Here is a 23,233-nt window from a genome sequence, read left to right on the forward strand (position 1 = left end):
TATCGTTGTACCTATCATTAATTGCAGATAACAGTGTTTACGTGCACGCCTTATTGCGGCTCTTCGCCCTTTTCGGCGAATAACGCGTCTAGTTTCTGCTCGAAATCGTGATAGTTGAGGAAATCGTAGAGTTCATCGCGCGTCTGCATGGTGTTAACGACTTCTTTTTGATGCCCGTTATCCAGAATGCTTTGATAGACATTCAGGGCAGCAGCGTTCATCGCTCGAAACGCAGAGAGCGGGTAAAGCACCATGCGGCAACCAACCTCGCCAAGCTCGGCTTGAGTAAAGAGCGGCGTCGCACCAAACTCGGTGATATTGGCCAGAATCGGGGCATCCACTCGCTCGCAGAATGCCTGGTAATCTGAAAGGGTATATACGGCTTCAGCAAAGATGGCATCCGCACCGGCTTCAACGCAGGCATTGGCGCGCTCAATAGCCGCGTCCAGACCCTCTTTTTGAAAAGCATCGGTGCGTGCAATCAGATAAAAATCGGGGTCTATTCGGGCATCGGCGGCGGCTTTGATACGATCAACCATCTCAGCCTGGGAAACAATTGCCTTGTTGGGTCGATGACCACAACGTTTTTGCGCCACCTGGTCCTCCAGATGAACGGCGGCGACGCCAGCACGCTGCATCTCTTTCACTGTACGGGCAATATTGAACGCGCCGCCCCATCCGGTATCAATATCCACCAGCAACGGCAGGTCCGTTGCACCACAGATACGGCGCGCATCCTCTGCGACATCGTTCATGCTGGTCATCCCTAAATCAGGCAGGCCAAACGAGGCATTTGCCACCCCACCGCCGGAAAGGTAGATCGCCTGATGGCCGACACGTTCAGCCATCATCGCCGTATACGCATTAATAGTGCCTAAAATGGCCAGCGGGCGCTGGGCGTCAAGGGCGGCTTTAAAACGGGCGCCAGGGGTGAGCGTTGACATTAGCGTGTCTCCTGAAGGGTAGTGGCCTGCCGTTCCTCGGCAGGCTCAGATGATTGCTGTTTAAGAATCGCGGCATAACGGTCGGCAACATTGGCACGCGAGGCACTGACGTGGCGGCGCATTAATAGCTCAGCAAGTTCGGCGTCACCTGCTTCAATGGCATCCACGATCCGGTGGTGCTCAACAAAGGCGCGCTGCGGGCGCGTACCGCTGGCACTAAACTGCGTACGATAAAGGCGCACCAGGTAGTACAAGTCATTGCACAGCAGGCTCATTAGCATCTTGTTGTGGCTGCCTTGCACAATGCGGTAATGAAAGTCGAGATCGCCCTCACGCTGATAATAAGCTTCACCGCGTTGTAAATCGGCCTGCCCTTCGTGCAATGCCAGCACATCACGAAGGCCTTGTATTTCCTCTGCCGACATATGCTCCGCCGCTAGCCTTGCGGCCATGCTTTCCAACGCTTCGCGTACATCAAAGAGCTCTATCAGCTCTTTCATAGAGAGCTTAACGACGCGTGCGCCGACGTGAGGTACGCGCTCAATCAAGCGGTGAGACTCTAAACGCCGCATGGCTTCGCGAAGCGGACCACGAGAAATGCCGTACGTTTTTGAAAGCCCGGGCTCAGTGATTTTGCTGCCTGGCGCCAGGACGCCACGAACAATATCGCTTTGAAGCTGATGAAATACCCGCTCGGCAAGCGTTCGCACTTCAGGCGGTACCATTTCAAGCGGCGAATCGTCACAATTAGAAGAGGAAACGGGTAAGCGCATGTTTGATTGTCGACAATTAGAGAAGGTGATGAAACTTTAGCTTTATGACTTTAAACCGTCAACCCTTCAATATAGGCGATATGATGCATCTTTCGTTGTACGCAGAAAGTCTAGCGCTTGACCCAATGTCTACAATCTTCCAAAAAACGTGAGAAATGCGTCGATGGCACGACTGGTGTCAATCTTGCTCGCCCTCTAAGATAGGCACCCCTTTCATTCGCTAGGCGTTCGCTACATGACCAAGGCATTGTCGGCCTTTACTCTGCCCTACTCCCTCGACCCATTACATTTATTTAATGCGCTTCGCCAACGCCCCGGGGCCGTATTGCTGGATAGTGGACGCCCTGCCGCTACAGGGCGCTATGACATTATGAGCAGTGACCCGTTAGCGACACTGGAAGTCGATGTTTCAGGAAAGTCAGCGCTCACTAGCGACTACCTTGAGGTATCAGCCCTGCCGCCGGATGACGGCTTTTTCCAGCAGCAGTGGCTACTCGATCAATTGCCGAGCCGAATTAGCGCGCAAGGCTTACACGCCCAGCATGACCACTTGCCTTTTATGGGTGGGCTAATAGGTTATTGGGGTTATGACTTAGGGCGCCAGCCCTTGGCAAGCACTCACCAACCCAATGCCACCCGCTTACCCCAAGCACGCCTGGGCTTATACGACTGGTGTATTACGCTCGACCACGAAACTCAGCAAGCCTGGCTGATTGCCACCGCGCAGCGCCGCGAACAGGTGCTTCAGTGGTTAAGCCAACCGGCGGTTAACCGCGAACCGTTTATCTTAACCGAGCCCTTCCAGGCCGAGCTTAACCGAAGTGAATATTCAAAACGCTTCCAGGCCGTTCAGCGTTACATACGAGCAGGCGACTGTTATCAAATCAACCTTGCCCAACGCCTTTCAGCCGCTTATCAAGGCGATGAGTGGCAGGCGTATCTGCGCTTACGAAACGCCACTCCCACTCCTTTCTCAGGGTTTATGGCGTGGGGCGACCAGGCTCTCCTTTCCCTTTCGCCAGAGCGCTTTATTCAGTGCCGAAACGGCGCTGTGGAGACACGCCCCATTAAAGGCACTCGCCCTCGAGGCGCGACAAAAGAAGAGGACATTGCACTCGCCAACCAACTGATGAGCAGCACGAAAGATCGCGCCGAAAATGTGATGATCGTTGATTTGTTGCGCAATGACCTTGGTCGCGTATGCAAACCTGGCACTATTCATGTGCCTCAGCTTTGCCAGTTAGAGAGCTACCCTAACGTCCACCACCTGGTCAGCGTGGTGCAGGGCCAGCTTGCACCGGGCGCCTCGCCGCTGACTTTATTAGCCGCCGCCTTCCCCGGGGGCTCGATCACGGGTGCCCCCAAAATTCGTGCGATGGAAATTATTGCAGAGCTGGAACCCTGCCAGCGCAGCGCGTACTGCGGAAGCATGGGCTACGTCGATATACGCGGCAGCATGGATACATCGATTACTATCCGCACGCTGGTGGCTGATGCAGGCAAGCTGCACGTATGGGGCGGCGGCGGCCTGGTTGCCGACTCAGCGCTTGAGGAAGAGTACGTGGAGACACTGGATAAGATTCGTCATCTTATTAAGGCACTGGAATAACAGCCACCGTACTTAAATCAAAAAGGAATATAAAAGCCAAACCAAACGGTATTGGGGGGAACGACAGGCAATTTGATAGCCTAGCGGTATGGTTCATTAATATGACAAGGAGGCAGCATGTCCTCATCGCTAGATGCGATCAATCGTGATTTTTCCGAGACCGGTTTTAGCAAGAACCCACAAGCACTTATTGAGTGGGCGTTAACACAAGGTGAAAGGGCGATCTGTACGACGAACTTTCGCCCTTTTGAAGCCGTTATTCTGCACATGGTGACGCAGGTCCGTCCTGACATGCCGATTGTCTGGATGGACAGTGGCTATAACACCGAAGCCACTTATCAATTCGCCGACGAGCTAATAACGCGCTTGAACCTGAACATGGTCAGCTATATACCCAAGCGGACACGCGCGCACCGTGAAGCGCTCGAAGGCCCCATGCCGGGCATTGATGACTCGCACCATGCGGCGTTCACCCAAGAGGTCAAAATCGAGCCGTTTGAACGTGCATTAAGTGAGATGCGCCCTGACGTATGGTTTACAGCGCTTCGTGCAGAAGACACGCCCGAACGGGCCAAAATGCAGCCCGTCAGCCGTAACAGTGATGGGCTGGTTAAAGTGGCGCCGGTGTTGCATTGGAGTGCCAAAGAGATGTATCAATATTTACAGGCGCACGACCTGCCTAACAACTTCGATTACTTCGACCCCACCAAGGTGGAAGAGAAACGCGAGTGTGGCTTGCACCTACAGCATTAAACCTTTCTCTGAAAATCTGTCACTGAAAACCCGTCGTTGAAAAGCCAGGTACTGAAAACCCTGGCACCGAGGTTAGGAACGTACGACTCACGTTGTTAGCGGCTTTCCAGCGGTTTCGCTGGCATCATGCCCCCTAACAACGTGGGCGCTTAAAGCGTTAATACATTATGCTCGTAATACGTCAGTACCCACAAAATATCAGTACTCAGGCAGCTCTATCCCTTCAAACAGCGCTTGTTCAAAGCGCGGGCCGGCAATGAGCGCCTCATCCACACGGTCTCGCGTCAAGTGTGGCGCAAAACGCGCCAGGAAATCGTACATATAGCCGCGCATAAAGGTGCCTCGGCGAATGCCAATTTTAGTCGTTGAACTCGCAAATAGGTGGCTGGCATCCACCGCGACTAAATCTTCATCCAACTTATCGTCTACTGCCATATGCGCCACGATCCCAACGCCCATACCGAGCCGCACATAGGTTTTAATCACGTCGGCATCCGCCGCCGTTAGCACAACGTTAGGCGTCAAACCTTTCGCTTTAAACGCATCATCCAGCTGTGAACGACCGGTAAATCCAAAGACATACGTCACCAGCGGATGTTCTGCCAATGCTTCCAGCGTTAAAGGTCCACTCAGCGCTGCCAAGGGATGCCCTTTAGGCACCAGGATACAGCGATTCCAACGGTAACAAGGCAAGAGTACCAGATCTGTAAAAAGCTCCAGCGATTCAGTGGCAATCGCAAAATCGGCCTGCCCCTCACTCACCATTTGAGCAATTTGCTTAGGCGTACCCTGCTGCATATGTAGCGCGACTTCCGGATATTTCAGTGTAAATTCACTGATAATCGGCGGAAGCGCATAGCGTGCCTGGGTATGCGTGGTCGCAATAGATAAGCTTCCCCGCCGCTCATCGCTATGCTCCTGGGCCACCTGTTTAATATTTTCGGTAAGCTTGAGCACCTGGCCCGCCAGGTTAATAATGGACTGACCTGCTGGCGTTACCCGGGTTAGATGTTTTCCGCTACGCGCGAAAATCTCAACGCCCAGCTCATCCTCCAACAACCGTATTTGCTTGGAAATACCAGGCTGAGAGGTAAACAGGCTTTGAGCGGTCGCCGATACATTCAGGTTGTGTCGGTTAACTTCCCAAATATAGCGAAGTTGTTGTAGCTTCATATCATCACCTCATTATCTATACCGATAAGCAGGCAGGTCATCTAACGCTGGCACCGCCTATCTTGCACTCGCCACAAAGCACTATTTGGCATAAAAAAACATTCTATAATTCACTTATATTATAAGAGATAACCTCTATTAGCATCTATTAATTTTGTAATTAACCACAAAAATAAGCGCAGATATTTGCCAGCAAACGCCGCGCCCGCTAACATCTGCCGACTTGGCGCAATGAAAGTGCGCAGGTTTAACGCGTAATGACCGTTGCTCCATTTGAGGCAACGACACTGCAAGAGCAACGCAAACGGGAGAAGCAAATGGCTAATAATGTTGACGTCACTAACGCTAATTTTGAGCAAGAAGTCCTCAACGCCGACCAGCCTGTGCTGCTAAAATTTTGGGCGCCTTGGTGTGGCCCCTGTAAAGTTATGGCACCGGTTGTCGATGAAGTGGCTGCCGAGCGCGGTGATAACTTAAAAGTTGTCAGCGTAAACGTTGACGACGCGCCTGAAATTGCCGCTGAACAAGGCGTACGCGGTGTACCGACCGTTATGCTGTTCAAGTCTGGTACCAAAGTTGCCTCACTGGTAGGCGCGCAATCCAAGTCTCAACTAACGCAATTCATCGACCAAAACGCTTGATGAATTGGCCACCGCCGGCACAACCGGTGGTGGCCGTGCGGCCCCTCCTGTTAACTCTCCCCCTCTTTTAGATCCACTTCGTGCGTATCACTATTTTTACGTTTCCACGGTGCGCGACCTGCATCTTGCTGGCTTAGATAACGCCCGGTGCGGTGTCTCCCTGGTCCCAGAAAATGGGCAATCCAGCGCGTCTGCGGATGGCTATCCAAGGCAATTTTTAGGGTCATGGTTAACACGACAGATAGCAGCATCCCCGCCGGTCCAAAAATCCACCCCCAAACAACCAGCGAAAGAAACGCCACAAACGTTGAAAGCCCTAGCGCTTGCCCCATGACACGCGGTTCAATCAGGTTACCAAGTACAAAGTTAATGACCAGATAAGCGGACGCCAGCAGCAGCGCCTGTAGTGCGCCACCGTCCTGGGACACCAGAAGCAGCAGCACTGGAGGGATGGCCGCAAGTGCTGAGCCAATGTTAGGGATAAAGTTAAGCCCAAACGCCAGAACGCCCCAAAGTAATGGGAAATCAACCCCAACAATCACACAGGAGAGCCAAATCAATACCGCCGTGGCCAAGCTAATCATTGTTTTTACGGCCAAATAGCGCTTTAGCGTTAAGCTGAATTCGCTAAATCGCTTTAGACTAGGCGCAGGGTTTTCCAAGGCACGCGAAACTTTTTGGCGAAGGTTCAGCGTTTCAAACAGCATAAAAATAACCAGCAACCCCACGATGATACTTTGCATCACCAGGTTGCCCAGTTCACTCAACAGCATCGCCACCCAAGAAGAGCCTTCCTCATCCGTATTGAAAAAGACGGCGCTAAGCTCATCAGGGTCAATATTGAAGCCATGCATGGCGAGCGTATTAAGCAAATCCCAGTAGTGCTCGTAAAGCCGCTCCTCAATATCAGGCAGCGCCGCCACAAAGGTGCTAAAACTGTTGACGACCAACACGCCAATCAGTGAAAGAAACCCCAACAACACCATCAGGGTTAAAAAAGCCGACATTCTCATGCTCAGGCCACAACGGTGTAGCCACTGCACCGGAGAGGTACACACTACCGCGATAAATACCGCCAGTAGCAAGGGTACAAGTAAATCTGCCCCCACTTTCATTCCCGCAATAATCACCACTAATGCCGCTAGCGCCAACGTGGCATTTAAGGGGATACTTCGATAATCCTCATCCGATAATTTCGACATAGCCTCATCCTTAGCTCGTTACCCGTACATAATGGCGGTAATAAAGGTATTGCACAAACCGTGCAAATAATAAGCAACTGTTTTGCGTCACCTCTTTTACGCTGAACTTTCCCCGTAGTCGCTATTCCAAGCAAACGTCTATACTTTTAATTGACGCGCACCAGGATAGTTTTCTCTACCTCAAGGAGTTTCTCTATGAGCCCAGTATCGGCACGTTTACCGCGTTTTCGTTATGGAATTTTAAGTGGCGCTCTGTTGGCGCTTCTGAGCACTCCCCTCGCCTTTGCGGCCCCGCCTGCACCGCCAAGCTTAAGTGTCCAAGCGGAGTCCTGGGTTGAGGTTGAACCCGACCAGGCTACTTTCACTGCGCGCCTTTGGGAAAACACGCCTGCCGTTTCTTCACTGGAAGATACCGACAGCGAAGCGTTAGGAGAAGCCCGTGAACGCCTTGAGAATCGCGCCAGCGAACTGATCGAAGCCATTGAAGCCTTGGGAATCGAGCGACGCGCCATCAATGCCGGGTCGTTGAACGTTTATCCTGACTATGTCGCTGCACCGCGCAGCGAAAATGGCGATCAGGAGATGCTCCAACGTACGCGTCTTGAACGCCCGTTCAGCATAGAACTAACCGATCTTGATCAATTGGGCGATGTGCTCAACGCGCTGATCGGGGTGGGTGTGAATGCAATGGACGGCGTACAATTTGATTTACAGGACAGAGAAGCCGCCACCGATGAAGCGCTGGTAAAAGCGCTGGAGAAAGCTCGCCACAAAGCCAACCTGATGGCCAGCACGCTGGAAACCGAGCTCGGCCACGTTCAGCGTATTGAAGAGACGCAAGCGCCTATGTTTCAGCCCCGCATGATGGCCATGCGGGCTGAGAGTGATATGGCCAGCAGCGGATCACAAAGCGATTACAGCCCCGGCACCATCCGTATTGATGCCGGGGTTAATGTCGAATGGATGCTTAAAGAGCCAGACGCTCCTGACCACCAAGATAGGGACGTAGCGGCGCGGGAATAACCACCGAGCCATCTGCCTGCTGGTGATTTTCAAGCACTGCCAGCAGGCAACGGCCGACGGCCAAGCCAGAACCATTTAACGTATGCAGGAGCTGTGGCTTTTTCACATCCGGTTGACGGAAGCGAGCCTGCATACGTCGTGCCTGAAAGTCTTCGCAGTTGGAAACAGACGAAATTTCCCGATAAGTGCTCTGGCTGGGCAGCCAGACTTCCAGGTCGTAGGTCTTCGATGCTCCAAAGCCCATATCGCCCGTGCAAAGTGTCACTACGCGGTACGGCAACTCTAACGCTTGTAAGATCGCCTCTGCATGACCACGCATTTCATCCAGCGCTTCATAGCTCTTCTCTGGTTCTACAATTTGCACCATTTCCACTTTATCAAACTGATGCTGACGGATCATGCCGCGAGTATCACGCCCGTGCGAACCAGCCTCGCTACGAAAACACGGCGTGTGCGCCGTAAGTTTCATCGGCAATGCCGCTTGATCCACAATCTCGTCACGCACAAAGTTGGTGAGAGGCACTTCAGAAGTAGGTATCAAGTAGTACTCGCGCTCATCATCCAGCTTGAACAGATCTTCGCCAAACTTCGGCAACTGGCCGGTGCCCGTTAGTGAGTCGCGGTTCACCATATAGGGCACGTAGCACTCTTCATAGCCGTGCTTCTCGGTTTGGGTATCCAGCATAAATTGAGCCAGCGCGCGGTGCAGACGAGCAATGGGCCCACGCATAACGGCAAAGCGGGCACCGGTCAGTTTGACGGCCAATTCAAAATCCAGATAACCGGATTTTTTGCCTAAATCGACATGATCGAGCACGTCAAAATCGAACTCACGCGGTGCACCCCAACGGTGCAGTTCAACGTTGTCTTCTTCTTTTTCACCTTCAGGGACGCTCTCATGGGGCAGGTTAGGAATACCGCTGACCGCATCATCCCAGGCCGCTTGCACCTCAGCCAACTCACGCTTGGCATTATCCAGACGATCGCCTAAATCGCTGACTTCATCCAACAGCGGCTGGATATCTTCGCCACTGGCTTTGGCCTTGCCAATGGCTTTTGAGCGCGTATTACGCTCGCTTTGCAGTTGCTCGGTCTGCGTTTGCAATTCACGGCGGCGCGACTCCAGCGTCTGAAGCCCCTCTTTATCCAGTACAAAGCCGCGACGAGCTAGTTGTTGCGCTAGCGCGTCCAGATCACCGCGTAGCAGTTTCGGATCGAGCATGAGTTATTCCTTGGCCTGTATTCAGTTAAACACGGCGCCAAACGCCAGTATCAAAGGCCCCTATTGTAGGCAAAAGCACGGCGGGGAGCTATGGGGGCGTTATAGCAACGTGCCCGGCAACTCACGTCGACGGGTAAATAACCAGAGGCCGCTTCCAAGCCGCGGCCGCCCGTAAGCGCTCACTTCGCCCATTACAAGCCCCCGCCCCTCCTACTAAAAAGTGATAAAGTGCGCGCCGAATCGTAATCCTGCTATTGATCAACCGTAAATAAAACTCCAAGGAGAGAGATCCGTGAGCACATCACAAGGCGCCTTCGGCTGGTGGAGAGGCATCGCCCTCTGGAAGAAAATTCTCGTAGGTTTAGCGCTAGGGATAGCGGCGGGTGCGCTACTGGGTGAAAACGCCAGCATCTTTAAGCCACTGGGCGATATTTTTATTAACGCGATCATGATGCTGATCGTACCGCTGGTATTCTCAACACTGGTTGTCGGCATTACGTCGATGCGCGACCCGCAAAAAATGGGCCGCATTGGCGCCCGCACCATAGGCCTTTATCTTTTGACCACGGCCTTTGCTATCAGTATTGGGTTGCTGCTTTCGACACTGTTACAGCCTGGGGCAGGCGTTAACATCAGTTTTGATAGCGGCGTGGATGCAAGCGAGGCGCCTACCCTGGCGTCCATTTTGATTAACCTGGTGCCCCGCAACCCCATTGATGCGCTGGCCAACGGCAACATTCTGCAAATTATTGTATTTGCGATTGGCTTGGGCATTTCACTGACCCTGATTGGTGAAAAGGGTGAAGCACTGGTTGTGGTGTTCGATAGCTTTGCCGAGGCGATGTACAAGCTCACGGGCATTGTTATGGCCTTTGCCCCTTTTGGGGTGTTTGGCCTAATGGCGCATGTATCTGGCCAATACGGACTGGAAATCTTGTTACCACTCGCCAAGCTGATTGGCGTAGTGTATTTGGCCTGTGCGCTGCATGTTCTTGTGATTTATTCAGGCTTTATTCGCCTGTTGGGGCGGCTTAATCCAGTGCGGTATCTCCAGGGCAGCCTGGACGCCATGATGATAGCATTCTCCTCCGCCTCTTCGGCAGGATCACTGCCGGTATCGATTCGCTGTGCCCAGAAAAACCTGGGCGTATCTGAAGGCGTTTCAAGCTTTGTACTGCCAGTGGGCGCGACCATTAATATGGATGGTACAGCGCTTTACCAGGGCGTCGTCGTGCTGTTTATTGCCCAAATGCTGGGTATTGAGCTGAGCCTGGTCGACTACGGCATGATTGTCGCCACTGGCACGCTTGCCTCCATTGGCACCGCGGGCGTACCCGGTGCGGGTCTTATCATGCTCTCCATTGTCATGGCTCAAATTGGCCTACCGCTTGAAGCCATCGCTGTCGTAGCAGGTATCGACCGCATTCTCGATATGGCGCGCACCAGCGTTAACGTCGCAGGCGACATTATGGTCACTACCCTAGTGGGTAAAAGCGAAGGCGAATTGAACCTCGACGTTTATAACGCCGATAATAAAGCCTGACAGCCCGCCCCACGCCAGAATACTCTGCGACGAGACCGTTGCAGAGTATCGCGACAGCTAACCAGGAGAGCATCATGTCCCACCGCCTTGAACAGGTATTAACCGCGCTGGACCAGCTTCATAGCGAAGACCCGAAAATGGTCAACGTGGCCGATGAGCCGTTACCCGCCGAGCTGCTTTACGCACAGCGCATGAGCAAATGGCTTGCTCACCTTAACCAGACACCCAGCGAGTGCTTAAAAATTGCTGTCCGCGCCCAGCACTTGCAGCGCTGGCAGGTAACGCGCGAAGCGTACCCCGAAGGTCGAGTAGGCTACTTAACCTGGCGGCGCGACCAGGGTATCCGCGCGGGCGACACGGCCGCCCAATTAATGCGTGAAGCAAGCTATAGCGCAGAGGACGCCGAGCGAGTGATCACACTCATCACCAAAAAGGGGTTGGGGCGTGACACCGACGTACAGACACTAGAAGACTGCGCCTGTCTGGTATTTTTGGAAAACTACTTTGCCGATTTTTCGCGCAAGGTCGAACATGACCATATGGTGCGAATTATTCAAAAAACCTGGCGCAAGATGTCACCCCAAGCCCATGAATTAGCCCTGACACTGCCCATGTCACCTACTTCTGCCGCCCTGGTAAAAGAAGCTTTGAGCTAGCATTTTTAGCGCAGGGTGCAGCCAGGCAGGCACTGAGGTAAAGTAGTGCTCTCTTTTTTTGATGCCCTGGCACTGACGGCTTGAACGATTATGATTGCATCGCTGGACTCTCGGACCGCCCCGTTTGAACGCTTGGCCTCCCACTACATGCGCTTTCTGGAAGCCCTTAAAACACGCGGCTTCGATGGTGAGATTGCCCCTGACTACGCCCACCGCACGGTGCTGGCAACCGACAACTCGATCTATCAGCGTCTGCCCCAGGCGGCGGTGTTTCCCCGCCATGCAGAAGACCTGGAATGCCTGGCCAAACTGGCCGCTGAAGCGCCTTACCGCGAGGTGGTGTTAACGCCGCGAGGCGGCGGCACCGGTACCAACGGTCAGTCGCTCACCGATGGCATCGTGGTGGATATCTCCAGGCACATGAATCAGGTGCTGGACATTGATGTCGAGAACCGTCGCGTACGCGTTCAAGCGGGAGTGGTGAAGGACCAGCTGAATGCCGCCTTAAAGCCCTATGGGCTGTTTTTTGCCCCGGAGCTCTCGACCTCCAATCGAGCGACCATCGGCGGCATGATCTCGACCGATGCCAGCGGCCAGGGCAGTTGTGCTTACGGAAAAACCCGCAATCACGTACGGGAACTCGACACGGTACTGCTGGGTGGCCAGCACCTGCATAGCCGGGCACTCAGTGCCGATGAGGAACAGCAGGCCTGCCAGCAGGACGGTATTGTCGGGCAGGTGCACCGCACAGCGGCCAGCATTATTGATCAGCAGCGCGAACTGATCGAGGCAACCTTTCCGCCGCTTAACCGCTGCCTGACCGGTTACGACCTGGCCCACCTGCGCAACGACCAGCATGCGCTTGATCTCAACAGCCTGCTGTGTGGCTCGGAAGGCTCGCTGGGGTTTCTGAACGAAGCCGTGTTGAACGTACTGCCCATCCCCCAACACGCCACCCTGGTTAACGTGCGCTATACCCGCTTTATGGATGCGCTGCGCGATGCCAAGACACTGATGACCAGCGCCAGGCCTGTGTCGATCGAAACCATCGACGATACGGTGCTCACGCTCGCCATGGCCGACTTTGTGTGGGACAGCGTGGCCGAGTTCTTCCCCGAGAGCGACACACCGATTCGGGGTATCAACCTGGTCGAGTTTAGCGACGACGACCCGGCTGCGTTGGCCGAACAGGTTGAGGCCTTTACCCGTCACTTGAACCAGGATGCCACGGTCACGCGATTGGGCTATACCCTGGCCGAAGGCCGTGAGCAGATCAGCACGGTTTACGGCATGCGCAAACGCTCGGTGGGCCTTTTGGGCAATGTGCAGGGTGAGAAGCGCCCTCTGCCGTTTGTTGAAGATACCGCGGTACCACCAGAACATCTGGCCGACTTTATTAGCGAGTTCCGCGCCGCGCTGGACGCGCGCGGGCTCGCTTACGGCATGTTTGGGCATGTTGATGCGGGGGTGCTGCATGTGCGCCCCGCGCTGGACATGAAAGACCCGGTCCAGGAAGCGCTGATTCGGGACATCTCCGATGAAGTCGCCGCCCTGACCCAAAAATACGGCGGCCTGCTGTGGGGGGAGCACGGTAAAGGGGTACGCTCCGAGTATGCGCCCAGGTTTTTTGGCGAGCTCTACCCCAGCCTGCAGCGGGTCAAGGCCGCGTTTGACCCATTTAACCAGCTTAACCCTGGCAAGATCGCTTCACCGGCAGAAGACGGCGCGCTGATCGCCAAAGACAGCGACCCGAACCTGCTAAGGATTGACGCCGTGCCGATGCGCGGCCAACTGGACCGCACCATTGATGAGCGCGCCTGGCAGGCCTATGACGCAGCGGTGTACTGCAACGGTAACGGCGCCTGCTACAACTACGATGTGGACGACCCCATGTGCCCGTCGTGGAAGGCGACCCGCAACCGTATTCACTCGCCCAAGGGGCGCGCCAGCCTGATGCGTGAATGGCTGCGCCTGCAGTCCCAGGCGGGCATTGACGTGGTGGAAGAGTCGCGCAAGAAAAAGGAGGAAGGCCGATGGGGCTTTGTTAGACACTTCCCGAAACGCCTGGCGAACACGTTCAGCCGCCAGCAGCATCATGACTACTCTCACCAGGTCTACGACGCCATGGCAGGCTGCCTGGCGTGCAAGTCCTGCGCGGGGCAATGCCCCATCAAGGTCAATGTGCCGCAGTTCCGTTCACAGTTTTTAGAGGTCTATCACGGGCGCTATTTACGCCCCCTGCGCGACTACGTGATGGGCAGCACAGAGTTCATGCTGCCCACGCTTGCCCGGGCAGCGCCGCTGTATAACGCTTTGATCGGCCAGCGCTGGGTGGAAACGCTGATGCGCCGTAGTGTGGGCATGAGCGACTCGCCACTGCTCTCCCGCGCCAGCGTTAAAAAGCAGCTGCGTGCCTGGAGCGTGGCGGAAGCCACGCCTACCTCGCTTGCACTGCTTACCGACCCGCAGCGCGCCCAGAGCGTGATTGTGGTTCAGGATGCGTTCACCACCCATTTTGAAGCCAAACTTGTCATGGACGTGGTCGAACTGCTCTCCCGACTCAACCTGCGCGTGTTTGTGATGCCCTATAGCGCCAACGGCAAACCGCTACACGTCCAGGGCTTTTTGGGCGCGTTTGAGCGTACGGCCGAAAAGCAGGCCAAGCGTCTGCGCGCCTTAAGCGAGTTTGAGGTGCCCATGGTGGGGATCGACCCGGCGATGACGCTGACCTACCGTCAGGAGTACGTGAAAGCCCTGGGGCCCGACGCCGTGCCCGAGGTATTGATGCTGCAGGAGTGGCTGGCTATCCGACTGCCCACTTTGATGCCCCGACAGCTAACGCCCAATGCCTCCGGCTTTAAGCTGCTTTCACACTGCACCGAAAAAACCAACGCCCCCGGAAGCCCGAAGGCATGGCAGCAGGTGTTTGCCGCGTTCGGCCTGCCGTTGGAGTTGGTCAATACCGGCTGCTGTGGAATGTCCGGCACCTACGGTCATGAGACGCGCAACGCCGAAACGTCCAAAACGATTTACGCCCAATCCTGGCAACCCCAGGTCGAGGCAGAGGAAAACACCGACAGGCTGCTGGCCACGGGGTATTCGTGCCGCAGCCAGGTGAAGCGTTTTTCAGAACAAACGCTTCACCATCCGCTGCAAGCCCTGCTTTATGCCTTACGCAGCGCGGGTGAACACCCCAAGGATTAACAAGGCTTAGAAGAACAGCTTTTTAAGCGCCAGGCCAGGGTCGGCTTGGCGCATAAAGGCTTCCCCTACCAAAAACCCATTAACGTGGTGATCCCGCATTAACTGAACATCCGCCTGAGTATGGATACCCGACTCAGTAATAACGGTCACGCTGTCAGGAATATGCGCCAGTAAATCCAGCGTCGTGTTGAGGCTGGTATCGAAAGTGTGCAGATTACGGTTGTTAATGCCCACCAACGCCAAATCAAGCTTAAGCGCACGCGTTAGCTCATCGGCATCATGGACTTCCACCAACACATCCATTCCCAGTTGATTGGCCTGCTGATGCAAGTCAAGCAGTTTGGCATCATCCAGTGCGGCGACAATCAGCAAAATACAGTCAGCGCCAATGGCGCGCGCTTCAGAGACCTGGTAACCGTGGGTAATAAAGTCTTTGCGGATAACCGGCAGCTCGCAGACATCCCGCGAGACGATCAAATAGTCTTCATGCCCTTGGAAAAAATCCGCATCGGTCAGCACTGACAAACAGGCCGCACCGCCTTGAGCATAGCTTTTGGCGATATCCGCCGGATGAAACTCTTCCCGAATGACCCCTTTGGAGGGCGACGCCTTTTTAACTTCTGCAATAATCGCCGGGTCACCGACCGCGATACGCTGATTAAGTGCGTTGATGAACCCGCGCGGAGCGCTCTGCTGCTTGGCAAGCGCGAGCAGATCCGTCTCGGATACCGCCTGCTGGCGCTCGGCGACTTCCTGATCCTTGCGGGCAAGAATTCGCGTCAAAATAGTGGGTGTTGCCTGTTGGTTCATAGCGGTCACTTACTCTTTGAAAACGCTGGTGAAGTGTGAAAGCTCTCTGAGCTTCTCAAGCGGCAGTTTAGACCCCTGAGCGTCCTGAGCGATCAGAACGCCCTCTTTCAGGCTGTCAGCAACACCCGCACAGTAAAGGGCGGCACCTGCGTTCAAGGCCACCATGTCGGATGCGGGCCCTTCACCGCTCAATGCCGCCTTTACCAACCGCAGGCTATCTTCTGCGTTAGCGGCCTTCAGCGTTGCCAAGCTCTGGCGCTCGATGCCAAATTCTTCAGGAGAAACCGTGTACTGAGTGATCTCGCCCTCTTTAAGCTCAGCCACTCGCGTGGAAGCTGCCAGCGATATTTCGTCCAAACCATCTTCTGAATGGACCACCATGACATGGCGGCTGCCCAGCTTTTTAAGCACTTCGGCCATCAGCGGCACCAGCTCTGGCGAGTACACACCAACTACCTGATTGGGCGCCCCCGCAGGGTTAGTCAGCGGGCCCAGAATATTGAAGAGCGTGCGCACGCCCATCTCACGGCGCGGGCCAATGGCGTAACGCATCGCCGGGTGGTGATTCGGCGCAAACATAAAGCCAACCCCCACCTGTTCAATACAACGAGCGACCTGCTGAGGCTTAAGGTCGAGATAAATACCGGCGATATCAAAAAGATCGGCGCTGCCGGAAGACGATGATACGCTGCGATTACCGTGTTTTGCGACATGCGCACCCGCTGCTGCGGCCACAAAGCTGGACGCGGTGGATACGTTAAATAGATTAGCGCCATCGCCGCCGGTACCAACGATATCTACGACATTTTCAGCGTTCAGCTCAACACGGCGCATTAAATCACGCATTACCTGAGCGGCAGCGCTAATTTCCACCGCGCTCTCCCCTTTCATGGCAAGCCCGACCAATAAGCCGCCTACTTGAGCATCGGACGCTTCACCCGTCATTATCTGGCGCATCAGGGCATGCATAACATCAAAAGGGAGGTCTTCACGGTGTATCACCGCATTAATTGCATCTCGCATTTGCATGAACAGAGGAGCCTCTAAAGCGTGTGAACCAGGCAATCAGCCACGTTTTAAAAAATTTGCCAATAGCTCATGGCCTTGGCGAGTCAGTATTGATTCAGGGTGAAACTGCACCCCTTCTACATCCAGTGTGCTATGGCGCAGTCCCATGATCAAACCAGGCGTCACGTCATTGTCTGTCGTCCAAGCCGTTATTTCCAGGCAACTGGGGAGTGTTTCCCTTTCCACCACTAACGAGTGATAGCGAGTCACTTCGACAGGGTTATCCAATCCTTCAAAAACACCCTGATGGGTATGTAAAACAGCCGATGTTTTACCATGCATCACCTGGGGTGCGCGGACCACCTGAGCACCGTATACCTGACCAATCGCCTGATGCCCCAAACAAACACCCAATATAGGCAGTTTACCGGCAAAGTGGCGAATAGCGGCCATTGAAATCCCCGATTCGTTGGGTGTGCATGGCCCCGGGGAGATAACCAGATGCGTAGGCGACAGGGCTTCAATCTGTTCAATGGTAATCGCATCGTTTCGGTGCGTTACCACCTCTGCGCCCAATTCATTCAAGTATTGGACAATGTTAAAAGTGAAGCTGTCGTAATTGTCCAACATCATGACTTTTTTCGGCATAGCCTATTGATTACCTTAATTATTGCATGGCAATCAGCGTATCGTTACCCAGACTATTAGCCAGGCGTGCCATTGCTAGCGATTTTACGTAAGTGTGCTGGATTGTATCGCCAGACGAGGTTAATCGCTACGACAGTTGCGCGCAGTTACGTTTTCGTCGCTCTGGGCTATGCTGGAAAGTATGCTGGAAAGTACGCCGAGCAATATGCTGAACAACATGTTCGACAAGGTCCGATCAGAAGGAGCGCGCCATGGATAAGGCCATCATTGACGTTATTCGAGAAAATGAACAGCTACCCGACCACATGACCGATAGCGAGATCGCCAAGCAGTACAAGGGCACCTATACCGCTGCGAGAGCCGCTATCAGCCTGGACCATACGCCGCTTGACCAGCAGCTCGCTGACGCCACGGCCAAGGTTCTCCCCTTTATGAAAAAAAAGAAGTAATACCAAGTACGGTATAACCTTATACAACAAGCCCCTAACAGCAAGCCTTTGGGCTTTCTGTTAGGGTACGAAACGAGATTTTCTCAACCGTTAACCAAGTGAGTTTTCATTGAGGCGCTTTGCCTCGCTCTCGGCTTCCTGGCGGGTAGCGTAGGAGACAACAGAGGTGTTATCGGCCTGAGAGAGCCTTCCCAAGTGCTACTGTTAGCAACTTACTCCGTTAAGGCTATATTTTGCTATTACAGCGCGAAAACGGTTGTAATGGTCAAGTAACACTGGCCAGCGCTCTATTTTTAACGTTAGTTATCTAAATACAGTCGCATCGCTAGCGACACTGCGTCTGTACGATGCATACGCCAAAAAGAACAATAACTTATATCCATTTTTTAGTCTGGAGGAACTAGCCACAGAGCGTATCAGTCTTTATTATCTTGAGCCTTCAAACGAGTGGGAGCGTGAAATGAAAAAGCAAGTGAGCTGGGTAAGCACGCTCTTGCTAGGGACTTTGGTAAGTGTGTCACCGCTAGCAGGCGCTTCAACACTCAACGTTATCGCTTCTTTTTCCATACTTGAAGACTTGGTCAAGCGCATTGCCGGCGAAGATATTAACGTAAACGTTATCGTGCCTCCCGGTGCGGATGTTCATACGTGGGAACTGACGCCGCCCAATGTGCTGTCCATCGAAGAAGCCGACATCATATTTTATAACGGCTTTGGGCTAGAGCCTTGGCTACGCCATGTAGAGGCCATTGCAGATGATTCGCTTACCCTAAAGGCTGTGGCTGAAAACGCTGACTTTGCGCCGCTCCCTATTATTACAGGGCAGTATCAAGGCGCAAATGACCCGCATATGTGGATGGATCCGAAAGGTGCGGCCGCCTATATCAAGGTGATTGCTGAAACGCTGGCCAAGCACTACCCCGAAAAAGCGGAGGCGTTCTATGCCCGTGCGGAGGACACCTATCGCGCGCTGGATACGTTAGACCAGGCCATCAACGAGCGTCTGGAAGGCATCCCCAAGACGAACCGTTTCCTGGTGACCAGCGAGGCCGGATTTAGGTACTTTGCGCGCGCCTATGGTTTTGAGTACGACGCCATTTGGGGGCTGAATAACGAAACACAGGGTAACGCCCGAGCAATGGCCGAGATGAACGAACGCTTGGCCAAAACACGCGCCCCGGCACTATTTTATGAAAGCACTGTTCCCTGTATCCACATGGATGCATTGTCACGCGCCACCGGCATCTCACTGGCTGGCCCGCTCCATGTTGACGCGTTTAGCTCACAAGACGATCAAGCCTATGACTACCCCGCCATGCTGCGCTATAACGCCGAGCTTATTCATGGCGCATTAGGTGGCGCTCGCCCGGAATAGCCTTTTTGCATCCAGGCAGTCAGTAAATCTTAAGTGACAAGCGCCAGCAGCGACGCCATCACATAATCAGGCTGGCTGAGCTCAATAGGATCGCCATGGTTATAACCATAAGGCAGTGCGAGAGTGGCAAACCCGGCCGCCTTGCCCGCGGCAATATCATGACGAGAATCGCCGACCATGAGACACTCACTTGGCGAAAACTGGCACGCATGCGCGGCATGTAAAAGGGGTAAGGGGGAAGGCTTCTTCTCCGCCAAGGTGTCTCCTCCTACCCATAGCGTAAACCATTCACGAATCCCGAAGTGATCAAGAATGGGTACAATAAACCGCTCTGGCTTATTGGTGACAAGCACCAGCGTAAAGCCCGCGCCATGCAGCGCTTCGAGTGCTGTTTTCACACCGGGATAGAGCGTCGTTAACGCATTCGGTGCCGCACCGTAATACGCCATAAATGCATCAAAGGCGCGCGCTTGAAGCGCTTCTTCAGGAGACCGGCCCAACGCCCAGGTAAGCGCTCGCTCCACCAGGATCGGCGCACCATTACCCACCCAGTCGCGCACCTGAACATCATCAGGTGCGGGAAAATTAAGCTCGCCTAACATTTTCTGCACCGCAACGGCCAAGTCAGGTACGGAATCAACCAGCGTGCCGTCTAAATCGAACGCGACTAATCGTTTTCCCGCGAGTATTGAGTGCACTGCCCTGCTCCCTTAACGCTGCCTTATATAAACATTGGCAATGGCACGCATACCATTTTCAATGTCTTAACCTGCCAAATTGCTCAGCATCTTACTGCGTCTATGGCGCTAGCGCATTAGTCAGAAGTGAGAGAAACTTCTATGCTAAAGCCAGATTAGCCAAGGAGAAACCAATGGCCATACCCAGGATTGTTATTGTCGGTGGCGGCGCAGGCGGTTTAGCGCTTGCGACTCGGTTAGGGCATACGTTAGGAAAACGCAAACGCGCTGAAATTGTATTACTTGACCGCAATGCAACCCATGTATGGAAACCGCTGCTTCATGAATTGGCGACGGGGGTTTTAAACTCCAGCATGGATGAGGTGGATTATCGCGGACACTCGTCTGCGCATTTCTACCGCTACCAACGCGGCTCACTGCATGGTCTGGATCGCGAACAGAAAGTACTACATTTATCGCCTATTTATGATGAAGACGGCAATGAAGTGCTCCCCGAGCGCACGCTAAAATACGACTTCCTGGTGCTTGCCTTGGGCAGCGTTTCCAACGACTTTGGCACTCAAGGGGTGGCCGAGCACTGCCACTTCATCGACTCCCCCCAGCAGGCCAAACTGTTTCAACGAGAGATGATCAATACGTTTTTGCGCTATACCGACCCCTCATTACGTCAGCATACCGTGCTGACCATTGGTATTGTGGGTGGAGGCGCCACAGGGGTTGAGCTTGCTGCCGAACTTTTCGACGCTTCTCGCTTACTTAACGCTTATGGGGTAACCGCGCTGGATCATCAGCAAATTAGCGTACATATCCTTGAAGCGGCGCCTCGACTGCTGTCCGGTCTTTCCGAACGCATTAGCCAGACCGTGCAACAAGAACTGGAGAAAATGGGCGTAACGGTGCATACCGACACGGCGATTAAAGAAGTCCAAGCCAACCAACTCATTACAGCCGACGGCGACATCATTGAAACCGACTTAAACGTATGGGCGGCGGGCATTAAAGCCCCTGAGTTTTTAACCAAACTGGGGCTTTCAACCAACAAGAAAAATCAGATTAACGTTGAAAAAACACTGCAGAGTGTTGATGACCCCAGCATTTTTGCCTTGGGTGATTGTGCCAACTGCCCGCAGGGTGAAGATGGCACCGTACCTCCACGCGCTCAAGCGGCTCATCAGCAGGCGAAACTGCTAGCCAAAAATATCAACCATTTGCTGGAAGGCAAAGCACTTAACGAATTTCACTACCGCGACCACGGCTCGCTTGTTTCGCTGGCACGCTACGACGCGGTGGGTAATCTGATGCGCAGCTCCGCATCGCGCGGCCTCTTTTTAGAAGGCTGGTTTGCTCGCCAGTGCTACGCATCGCTTTATCGCATGCATCAAGTGTCGATCCATGGCGTCCCGAAAACCGGGCTTACGTGGCTAGTCGATAAGATTAACCGCTACCTCAGGCCTCGCATGAAGCTACATTAAGCGTCTTAAACCTTGGCCAGCGCCGCACGCATTTTCTTGATAACCGAGTCATAGCCGTGTGGGTCGCCGGCCTGGTGCGCGTTAAAAATAGCGGAGCCCGCCACAAAGGTATCCGCCCCTGCCGCTGCGATCTCGGCAATATTGTCGGCTTTTACGCCGCCGTCAATTTCCAAACGAATCGCTTTACCGGATGCATCAATACGTGCTCGCGCCTCGCGCAGCTTATCCAGTGTGCCAGGAATAAACGACTGGCCACCAAACCCTGGGTTAACGCTCATTAGAAGCACCATATCGACCTTATCCATCACATAATCAAGATAAGAGAGCGGCGTTGCCGGATTAAACACCAGCCCTGCTTTGCAGCCACCATCACGAATCAGCTGAAGCGAGCGGTCGACATGCTCAGACGCTTCCGGGTGAAACGTAATATAGCTGGCCCCTGCCTCAATAAAGTCGCTAATCATGCGATCAACTGGCTTCACCATCAAATGGACATCAATAGGCGCCGTTACACCATGATTACGTAGTGCTTTACATACCATGGGGCCAATCGTCAGGTTCGGCACGTAATGGTTGTCCATTACATCAAAGTGGACAATATCAGCGCCCGCGGCCAGCACGTTATCCACTTCCTCCCCTAGGCGTGCAAAATCAGCGGAGAGAATAGAAGGGGCAATTAAATAATCATGCGCAGCGGTCATGGGCACTCCTGACTAGCCGTTGAAATGTGGGATAACCAGGTGGTGCAGCGACAACCTGGTGATGCCCTTGGAAAACGGGCATTTTAACAGAGCAATTTAAAAAACAGGCTCTGTTTTGGCTACACATTGCAGTTAATCATTTCCAACCCTGTGTCTGACCCTCATCTTTACCAGCTAGGCACACCGTTATTTCCAAAAAGAATAACAATCACAATTGTAATTCCACAATGTCAGGTTTAATCTTATGCCAATTGCGATCTATATCGTTTACCGCTTTAAGAAGGAGCTTGCCATGACTCTGCCACTCTTTTTCCGCCGCAGCCTGCTTGCCATTACGCTAGGCGCTAGCATCGCTAGCCCTGCCATGGCGCAAGAGCGCGAAATGCTTAATTCCTCCTACGATATTGCGCGCGAGCTATTTAGCGCGGTCAATCCTGAATTTATCGCTTGGTGGCAAGAACAGAACGGCGAAGAAATCAGCGTTAACCAGTCCCACGGCGGCTCTTCTGCTCAGGCGCGTGCCATCCTGCAGGGTCTGCGAGCAGACGTCGTCACGTTTAACCAGGTAACCGACGTCCAGGTACTGGCGGATGCTGGCTTGGTGAATGAGGATTGGCAGAGCGCGTTGGATAACAACGCATCGCCTTACTACTCCACGACGGCATTTCTGGTTCGCAAGGACAATCCCAAAGGAATTGAAAACTGGGATGACCTGGTAAAAGAAGATGTTCAAGTTGTCTTCCCTAACCCCAAAACGTCCGGCAATGCTCGCTACACCTATTTAGCCGCTTGGGGGTTCGCCGACAAGGAATTTGACGGTGATGAAGAGCAGGTTCAAGACTTTATGCGCACGTTCTTGGGCAATGTGGCCGTTTTTGATACCGGCGGCCGCGGCGCGACCACCAGCTTTATAGAGCGTGGCATCGGTGACGTGCTTATCAGTTTTGAATCCGAAGTGAATAACATTCGCCAGGAGTACGGCAGCGACGACTACGAGGTGATCGTTCCTCCCATGAGCGTTTTAGCCGAATTCCCCGTCGCGGTCGTTACTGAAAATGCTGAGCGCAACGGCAATACCGATTTAGCGCAGGGATACCTTGAGTATCTCTACACAGAAGATGCCCAGCGACTACTGGCGAACTTTAACTATCGCGTACATAACGAAACCGTGGTTGAAGAGTTTTCCGACCAATTCCCGGAGACTGAGCTGTTCAGCGTAGAAGACGTATTTGGTAGCTGGGACGAAGTAATGGAAACGCACTTCGAGGGTGGCGCGCTGCTCGATCAACTACAGCGCCGTTAACAGGACGTCAGTCGTTATCAAAACAT

General features: G+C 53.7%; 21 protein-coding genes. 11 read left to right on the forward strand and 10 right to left on the reverse strand.

The genetic code is table 11. The features are described from left to right. Nucleotides 1-50 precede the first annotated feature (50 nt). On the reverse strand, nucleotides 51-944 hold the full coding sequence (gene prpB / locus CZ787_RS04680) for a methylisocitrate lyase (RefSeq protein ID WP_087106685.1): 894 nt from the start codon (nucleotides 942-944) through the stop codon (nucleotides 51-53). After that, nucleotides 944-1,717: a GntR family transcriptional regulator gene (locus CZ787_RS04685; RefSeq protein ID WP_087106687.1), complete on the reverse strand. Its 774-nt coding sequence runs from the start codon at nucleotides 1,715-1,717 to the stop codon at nucleotides 944-946. Before CZ787_RS04685 ends, prpB begins: the two co-directional genes overlap by 1 nt. Nucleotides 1,718-1,952: 235 nt before the next feature. Here CZ787_RS04685 and pabB point away from each other — a divergent pair, with 235 nt between their 5' ends. Both pabB and CZ787_RS04695 read left to right on the forward strand, forming a co-directional pair. Continuing rightward, nucleotides 1,953-3,326 (forward strand): aminodeoxychorismate synthase component I, encoded by a 1,374-nt coding sequence (pabB, locus tag CZ787_RS04690; protein WP_087106689.1) that lies wholly within the window; start codon nucleotides 1,953-1,955, stop codon nucleotides 3,324-3,326. A gap of 117 nt (nucleotides 3,327-3,443) precedes the next feature. After that, nucleotides 3,444-4,079 carry a phosphoadenosine phosphosulfate reductase family protein gene (locus tag CZ787_RS04695; RefSeq protein ID WP_087106691.1) on the forward strand — a complete coding sequence of 212 codons (636 nt, stop codon included), beginning with the start codon at nucleotides 3,444-3,446 and terminating at the stop codon, nucleotides 4,077-4,079. Nucleotides 4,080-4,277: 198 nt separating this feature from the next. Here CZ787_RS04695 and cysB read toward each other — a convergent pair whose 3' ends face one another. Then, a complete protein-coding gene (gene cysB / locus CZ787_RS04700; RefSeq protein WP_087106693.1) occupies nucleotides 4,278-5,252 on the reverse strand; it encodes an HTH-type transcriptional regulator CysB in 975 nt (324 codons plus the stop codon). A 257-nt stretch (nucleotides 5,253-5,509) separates the two neighbouring features. On the opposite strand from cysB, the gene trxA reads away from it, so the two are divergent. Next, nucleotides 5,510-5,893: a thioredoxin gene (gene trxA, locus CZ787_RS04705; RefSeq protein WP_140398967.1), complete on the forward strand. Its 384-nt coding sequence runs from the start codon at nucleotides 5,510-5,512 to the stop codon at nucleotides 5,891-5,893. 50 nt (nucleotides 5,894-5,943) lie between these two features. On the opposite strand, the gene CZ787_RS04710 is transcribed toward trxA, so the two are convergent. Beyond that, nucleotides 5,944-7,095 (reverse strand): AI-2E family transporter, encoded by a 1,152-nt coding sequence (locus CZ787_RS04710; RefSeq protein WP_087106697.1) that lies wholly within the window; start codon nucleotides 7,093-7,095, stop codon nucleotides 5,944-5,946. A 195-nt stretch (nucleotides 7,096-7,290) separates the two neighbouring features. Here CZ787_RS04710 and CZ787_RS04715 point away from each other — a divergent pair, with 195 nt between their 5' ends. Further along, entirely contained in the window at nucleotides 7,291-8,118 is an 828-nt protein-coding gene (locus tag CZ787_RS04715) for an SIMPL domain-containing protein (protein WP_087106699.1), read from the forward strand. On the opposite strand, the gene serS is transcribed toward CZ787_RS04715, so the two are convergent. Then, entirely contained in the window at nucleotides 8,063-9,340 is a 1,278-nt protein-coding gene (serS, locus tag CZ787_RS04720; RefSeq protein WP_087106701.1) for a serine--tRNA ligase, read from the reverse strand. The genes CZ787_RS04715 and serS overlap by 56 nt on opposite strands. Nucleotides 9,341-9,632: 292 nt before the next feature. On the opposite strand from serS, the gene CZ787_RS04725 reads away from it, so the two are divergent. The 3 genes from CZ787_RS04725 to CZ787_RS04735 all read left to right on the forward strand — a co-directional run bounded on the left by CZ787_RS04725 (nucleotide 9,633) and on the right by CZ787_RS04735 (nucleotide 14,743). Next, nucleotides 9,633-10,883, forward strand: a complete 1,251-nt coding sequence (locus CZ787_RS04725; protein WP_087106703.1) for a dicarboxylate/amino acid:cation symporter — start codon at nucleotides 9,633-9,635, stop codon at nucleotides 10,881-10,883. Between the two features lie 74 nt (nucleotides 10,884-10,957). Beyond that, nucleotides 10,958-11,539 carry a DUF4202 domain-containing protein gene (locus CZ787_RS04730; RefSeq protein WP_087106705.1) on the forward strand — a complete coding sequence of 194 codons (582 nt, stop codon included), beginning with the start codon at nucleotides 10,958-10,960 and terminating at the stop codon, nucleotides 11,537-11,539. A 90-nt stretch (nucleotides 11,540-11,629) separates the two neighbouring features. Next, nucleotides 11,630-14,743: an FAD-binding and (Fe-S)-binding domain-containing protein gene (locus tag CZ787_RS04735; RefSeq protein WP_087106707.1), complete on the forward strand. Its 3,114-nt coding sequence runs from the start codon at nucleotides 11,630-11,632 to the stop codon at nucleotides 14,741-14,743. 6 nt (nucleotides 14,744-14,749) lie between these two features. On the opposite strand, the gene trpC is transcribed toward CZ787_RS04735, so the two are convergent. The 3 genes from trpC to CZ787_RS04750 are packed head-to-tail and all read right to left on the reverse strand — an operon-like array spanning nucleotide 14,750 to nucleotide 17,209. Then, a complete protein-coding gene (trpC, locus tag CZ787_RS04740) occupies nucleotides 14,750-15,553 on the reverse strand; it encodes an indole-3-glycerol phosphate synthase TrpC (protein ID WP_087106709.1) in 804 nt (267 codons plus the stop codon). A gap of 9 nt (nucleotides 15,554-15,562) precedes the next feature. After that, on the reverse strand, nucleotides 15,563-16,582 hold the full coding sequence (gene trpD / locus CZ787_RS04745) for an anthranilate phosphoribosyltransferase (RefSeq protein ID WP_087106711.1): 1,020 nt from the start codon (nucleotides 16,580-16,582) through the stop codon (nucleotides 15,563-15,565). Nucleotides 16,583-16,618: 36 nt separating this feature from the next. Beyond that, nucleotides 16,619-17,209: an anthranilate synthase component II gene (locus tag CZ787_RS04750; RefSeq protein WP_087106713.1), complete on the reverse strand. Its 591-nt coding sequence runs from the start codon at nucleotides 17,207-17,209 to the stop codon at nucleotides 16,619-16,621. A 251-nt stretch (nucleotides 17,210-17,460) separates the two neighbouring features. Here CZ787_RS04750 and CZ787_RS04755 point away from each other — a divergent pair, with 251 nt between their 5' ends. Both CZ787_RS04755 and CZ787_RS04760 read left to right on the forward strand, forming a co-directional pair. After that, complete coding sequence (locus CZ787_RS04755) at nucleotides 17,461-17,658, forward strand: hypothetical protein (RefSeq protein ID WP_087106715.1); 198 nt, start codon at nucleotides 17,461-17,463, stop codon at nucleotides 17,656-17,658. Between the two features lie 460 nt (nucleotides 17,659-18,118). Next, nucleotides 18,119-19,033 carry a metal ABC transporter solute-binding protein, Zn/Mn family gene (locus CZ787_RS04760; protein ID WP_087106717.1) on the forward strand — a complete coding sequence of 305 codons (915 nt, stop codon included), beginning with the start codon at nucleotides 18,119-18,121 and terminating at the stop codon, nucleotides 19,031-19,033. A 29-nt stretch (nucleotides 19,034-19,062) separates the two neighbouring features. Here the strand turns inward: CZ787_RS04760 and CZ787_RS04765 are convergent, their stop codons facing one another. After that, nucleotides 19,063-19,731, reverse strand: coding sequence for a phosphoglycolate phosphatase (locus CZ787_RS04765; protein ID WP_087106719.1), 669 nt, complete (start codon nucleotides 19,729-19,731; stop codon nucleotides 19,063-19,065). Nucleotides 19,732-19,904: 173 nt separating this feature from the next. Between CZ787_RS04765 and CZ787_RS04770 the strand changes: the two genes are divergently transcribed. Next, nucleotides 19,905-21,203: an NAD(P)/FAD-dependent oxidoreductase gene (locus CZ787_RS04770; RefSeq protein ID WP_087106721.1), complete on the forward strand. Its 1,299-nt coding sequence runs from the start codon at nucleotides 19,905-19,907 to the stop codon at nucleotides 21,201-21,203. A 5-nt stretch (nucleotides 21,204-21,208) separates the two neighbouring features. Here the strand turns inward: CZ787_RS04770 and rpe are convergent, their stop codons facing one another. Next, nucleotides 21,209-21,904 (reverse strand): ribulose-phosphate 3-epimerase, encoded by a 696-nt coding sequence (gene rpe / locus CZ787_RS04775; protein WP_087106723.1) that lies wholly within the window; start codon nucleotides 21,902-21,904, stop codon nucleotides 21,209-21,211. Between the two features lie 292 nt (nucleotides 21,905-22,196). Between rpe and cysP the strand changes: the two genes are divergently transcribed. Further along, entirely contained in the window at nucleotides 22,197-23,207 is a 1,011-nt protein-coding gene (gene cysP / locus CZ787_RS04780) for a thiosulfate ABC transporter substrate-binding protein CysP (protein WP_087106885.1), read from the forward strand. The last annotated feature ends 26 nt before the right edge of the window (nucleotides 23,208-23,233 follow it).

It is taken from the genome of Halomonas citrativorans, from assembly GCF_900163645.1.
Classification (GTDB): domain Bacteria; phylum Pseudomonadota; class Gammaproteobacteria; order Pseudomonadales; family Halomonadaceae; genus Vreelandella; species Vreelandella citrativorans.

Excerpts from the sequence above, each read along its gene's own strand:
- prpB (WP_087106685.1), bottom strand. The coding sequence starts at position 944 with ATGTCAACGCTCACCCCTGGCGCCCGTTTTAAAGCCGCCCTTGACGCC.
- CZ787_RS04685 (WP_087106687.1), bottom strand. The coding sequence starts at position 1,717 with ATGCGCTTACCCGTTTCCTCTTCTAATTGTGACGATTCGCCGCTTGAA.
- pabB (WP_087106689.1), top strand. The coding sequence starts at position 1,953 with ATGACCAAGGCATTGTCGGCCTTTACTCTGCCCTACTCCCTCGACCCA.
- CZ787_RS04695 (WP_087106691.1), top strand. The coding sequence starts at position 3,444 with ATGTCCTCATCGCTAGATGCGATCAATCGTGATTTTTCCGAGACCGGT.
- cysB (WP_087106693.1), bottom strand. The coding sequence starts at position 5,252 with ATGAAGCTACAACAACTTCGCTATATTTGGGAAGTTAACCGACACAAC.
- trxA (WP_140398967.1), top strand. The coding sequence starts at position 5,510 with ATGACCGTTGCTCCATTTGAGGCAACGACACTGCAAGAGCAACGCAAA.
- CZ787_RS04710 (WP_087106697.1), bottom strand. The coding sequence starts at position 7,095 with ATGTCGAAATTATCGGATGAGGATTATCGAAGTATCCCCTTAAATGCC.
- CZ787_RS04715 (WP_087106699.1), top strand. The coding sequence starts at position 7,291 with ATGAGCCCAGTATCGGCACGTTTACCGCGTTTTCGTTATGGAATTTTA.
- serS (WP_087106701.1), bottom strand. The coding sequence starts at position 9,340 with ATGCTCGATCCGAAACTGCTACGCGGTGATCTGGACGCGCTAGCGCAA.
- CZ787_RS04730 (WP_087106705.1), top strand. The coding sequence starts at position 10,958 with ATGTCCCACCGCCTTGAACAGGTATTAACCGCGCTGGACCAGCTTCAT.
- CZ787_RS04735 (WP_087106707.1), top strand. The coding sequence starts at position 11,630 with ATGATTGCATCGCTGGACTCTCGGACCGCCCCGTTTGAACGCTTGGCC.
- trpC (WP_087106709.1), bottom strand. The coding sequence starts at position 15,553 with ATGAACCAACAGGCAACACCCACTATTTTGACGCGAATTCTTGCCCGC.
- trpD (WP_087106711.1), bottom strand. The coding sequence starts at position 16,582 with ATGCAAATGCGAGATGCAATTAATGCGGTGATACACCGTGAAGACCTC.
- CZ787_RS04750 (WP_087106713.1), bottom strand. The coding sequence starts at position 17,209 with ATGCCGAAAAAAGTCATGATGTTGGACAATTACGACAGCTTCACTTTT.
- CZ787_RS04755 (WP_087106715.1), top strand. The coding sequence starts at position 17,461 with ATGGATAAGGCCATCATTGACGTTATTCGAGAAAATGAACAGCTACCC.
- CZ787_RS04760 (WP_087106717.1), top strand. The coding sequence starts at position 18,119 with ATGAAAAAGCAAGTGAGCTGGGTAAGCACGCTCTTGCTAGGGACTTTG.
- CZ787_RS04770 (WP_087106721.1), top strand. The coding sequence starts at position 19,905 with ATGGCCATACCCAGGATTGTTATTGTCGGTGGCGGCGCAGGCGGTTTA.
- rpe (WP_087106723.1), bottom strand. The coding sequence starts at position 21,904 with ATGACCGCTGCGCATGATTATTTAATTGCCCCTTCTATTCTCTCCGCT.
- cysP (WP_087106885.1), top strand. The coding sequence starts at position 22,197 with ATGACTCTGCCACTCTTTTTCCGCCGCAGCCTGCTTGCCATTACGCTA.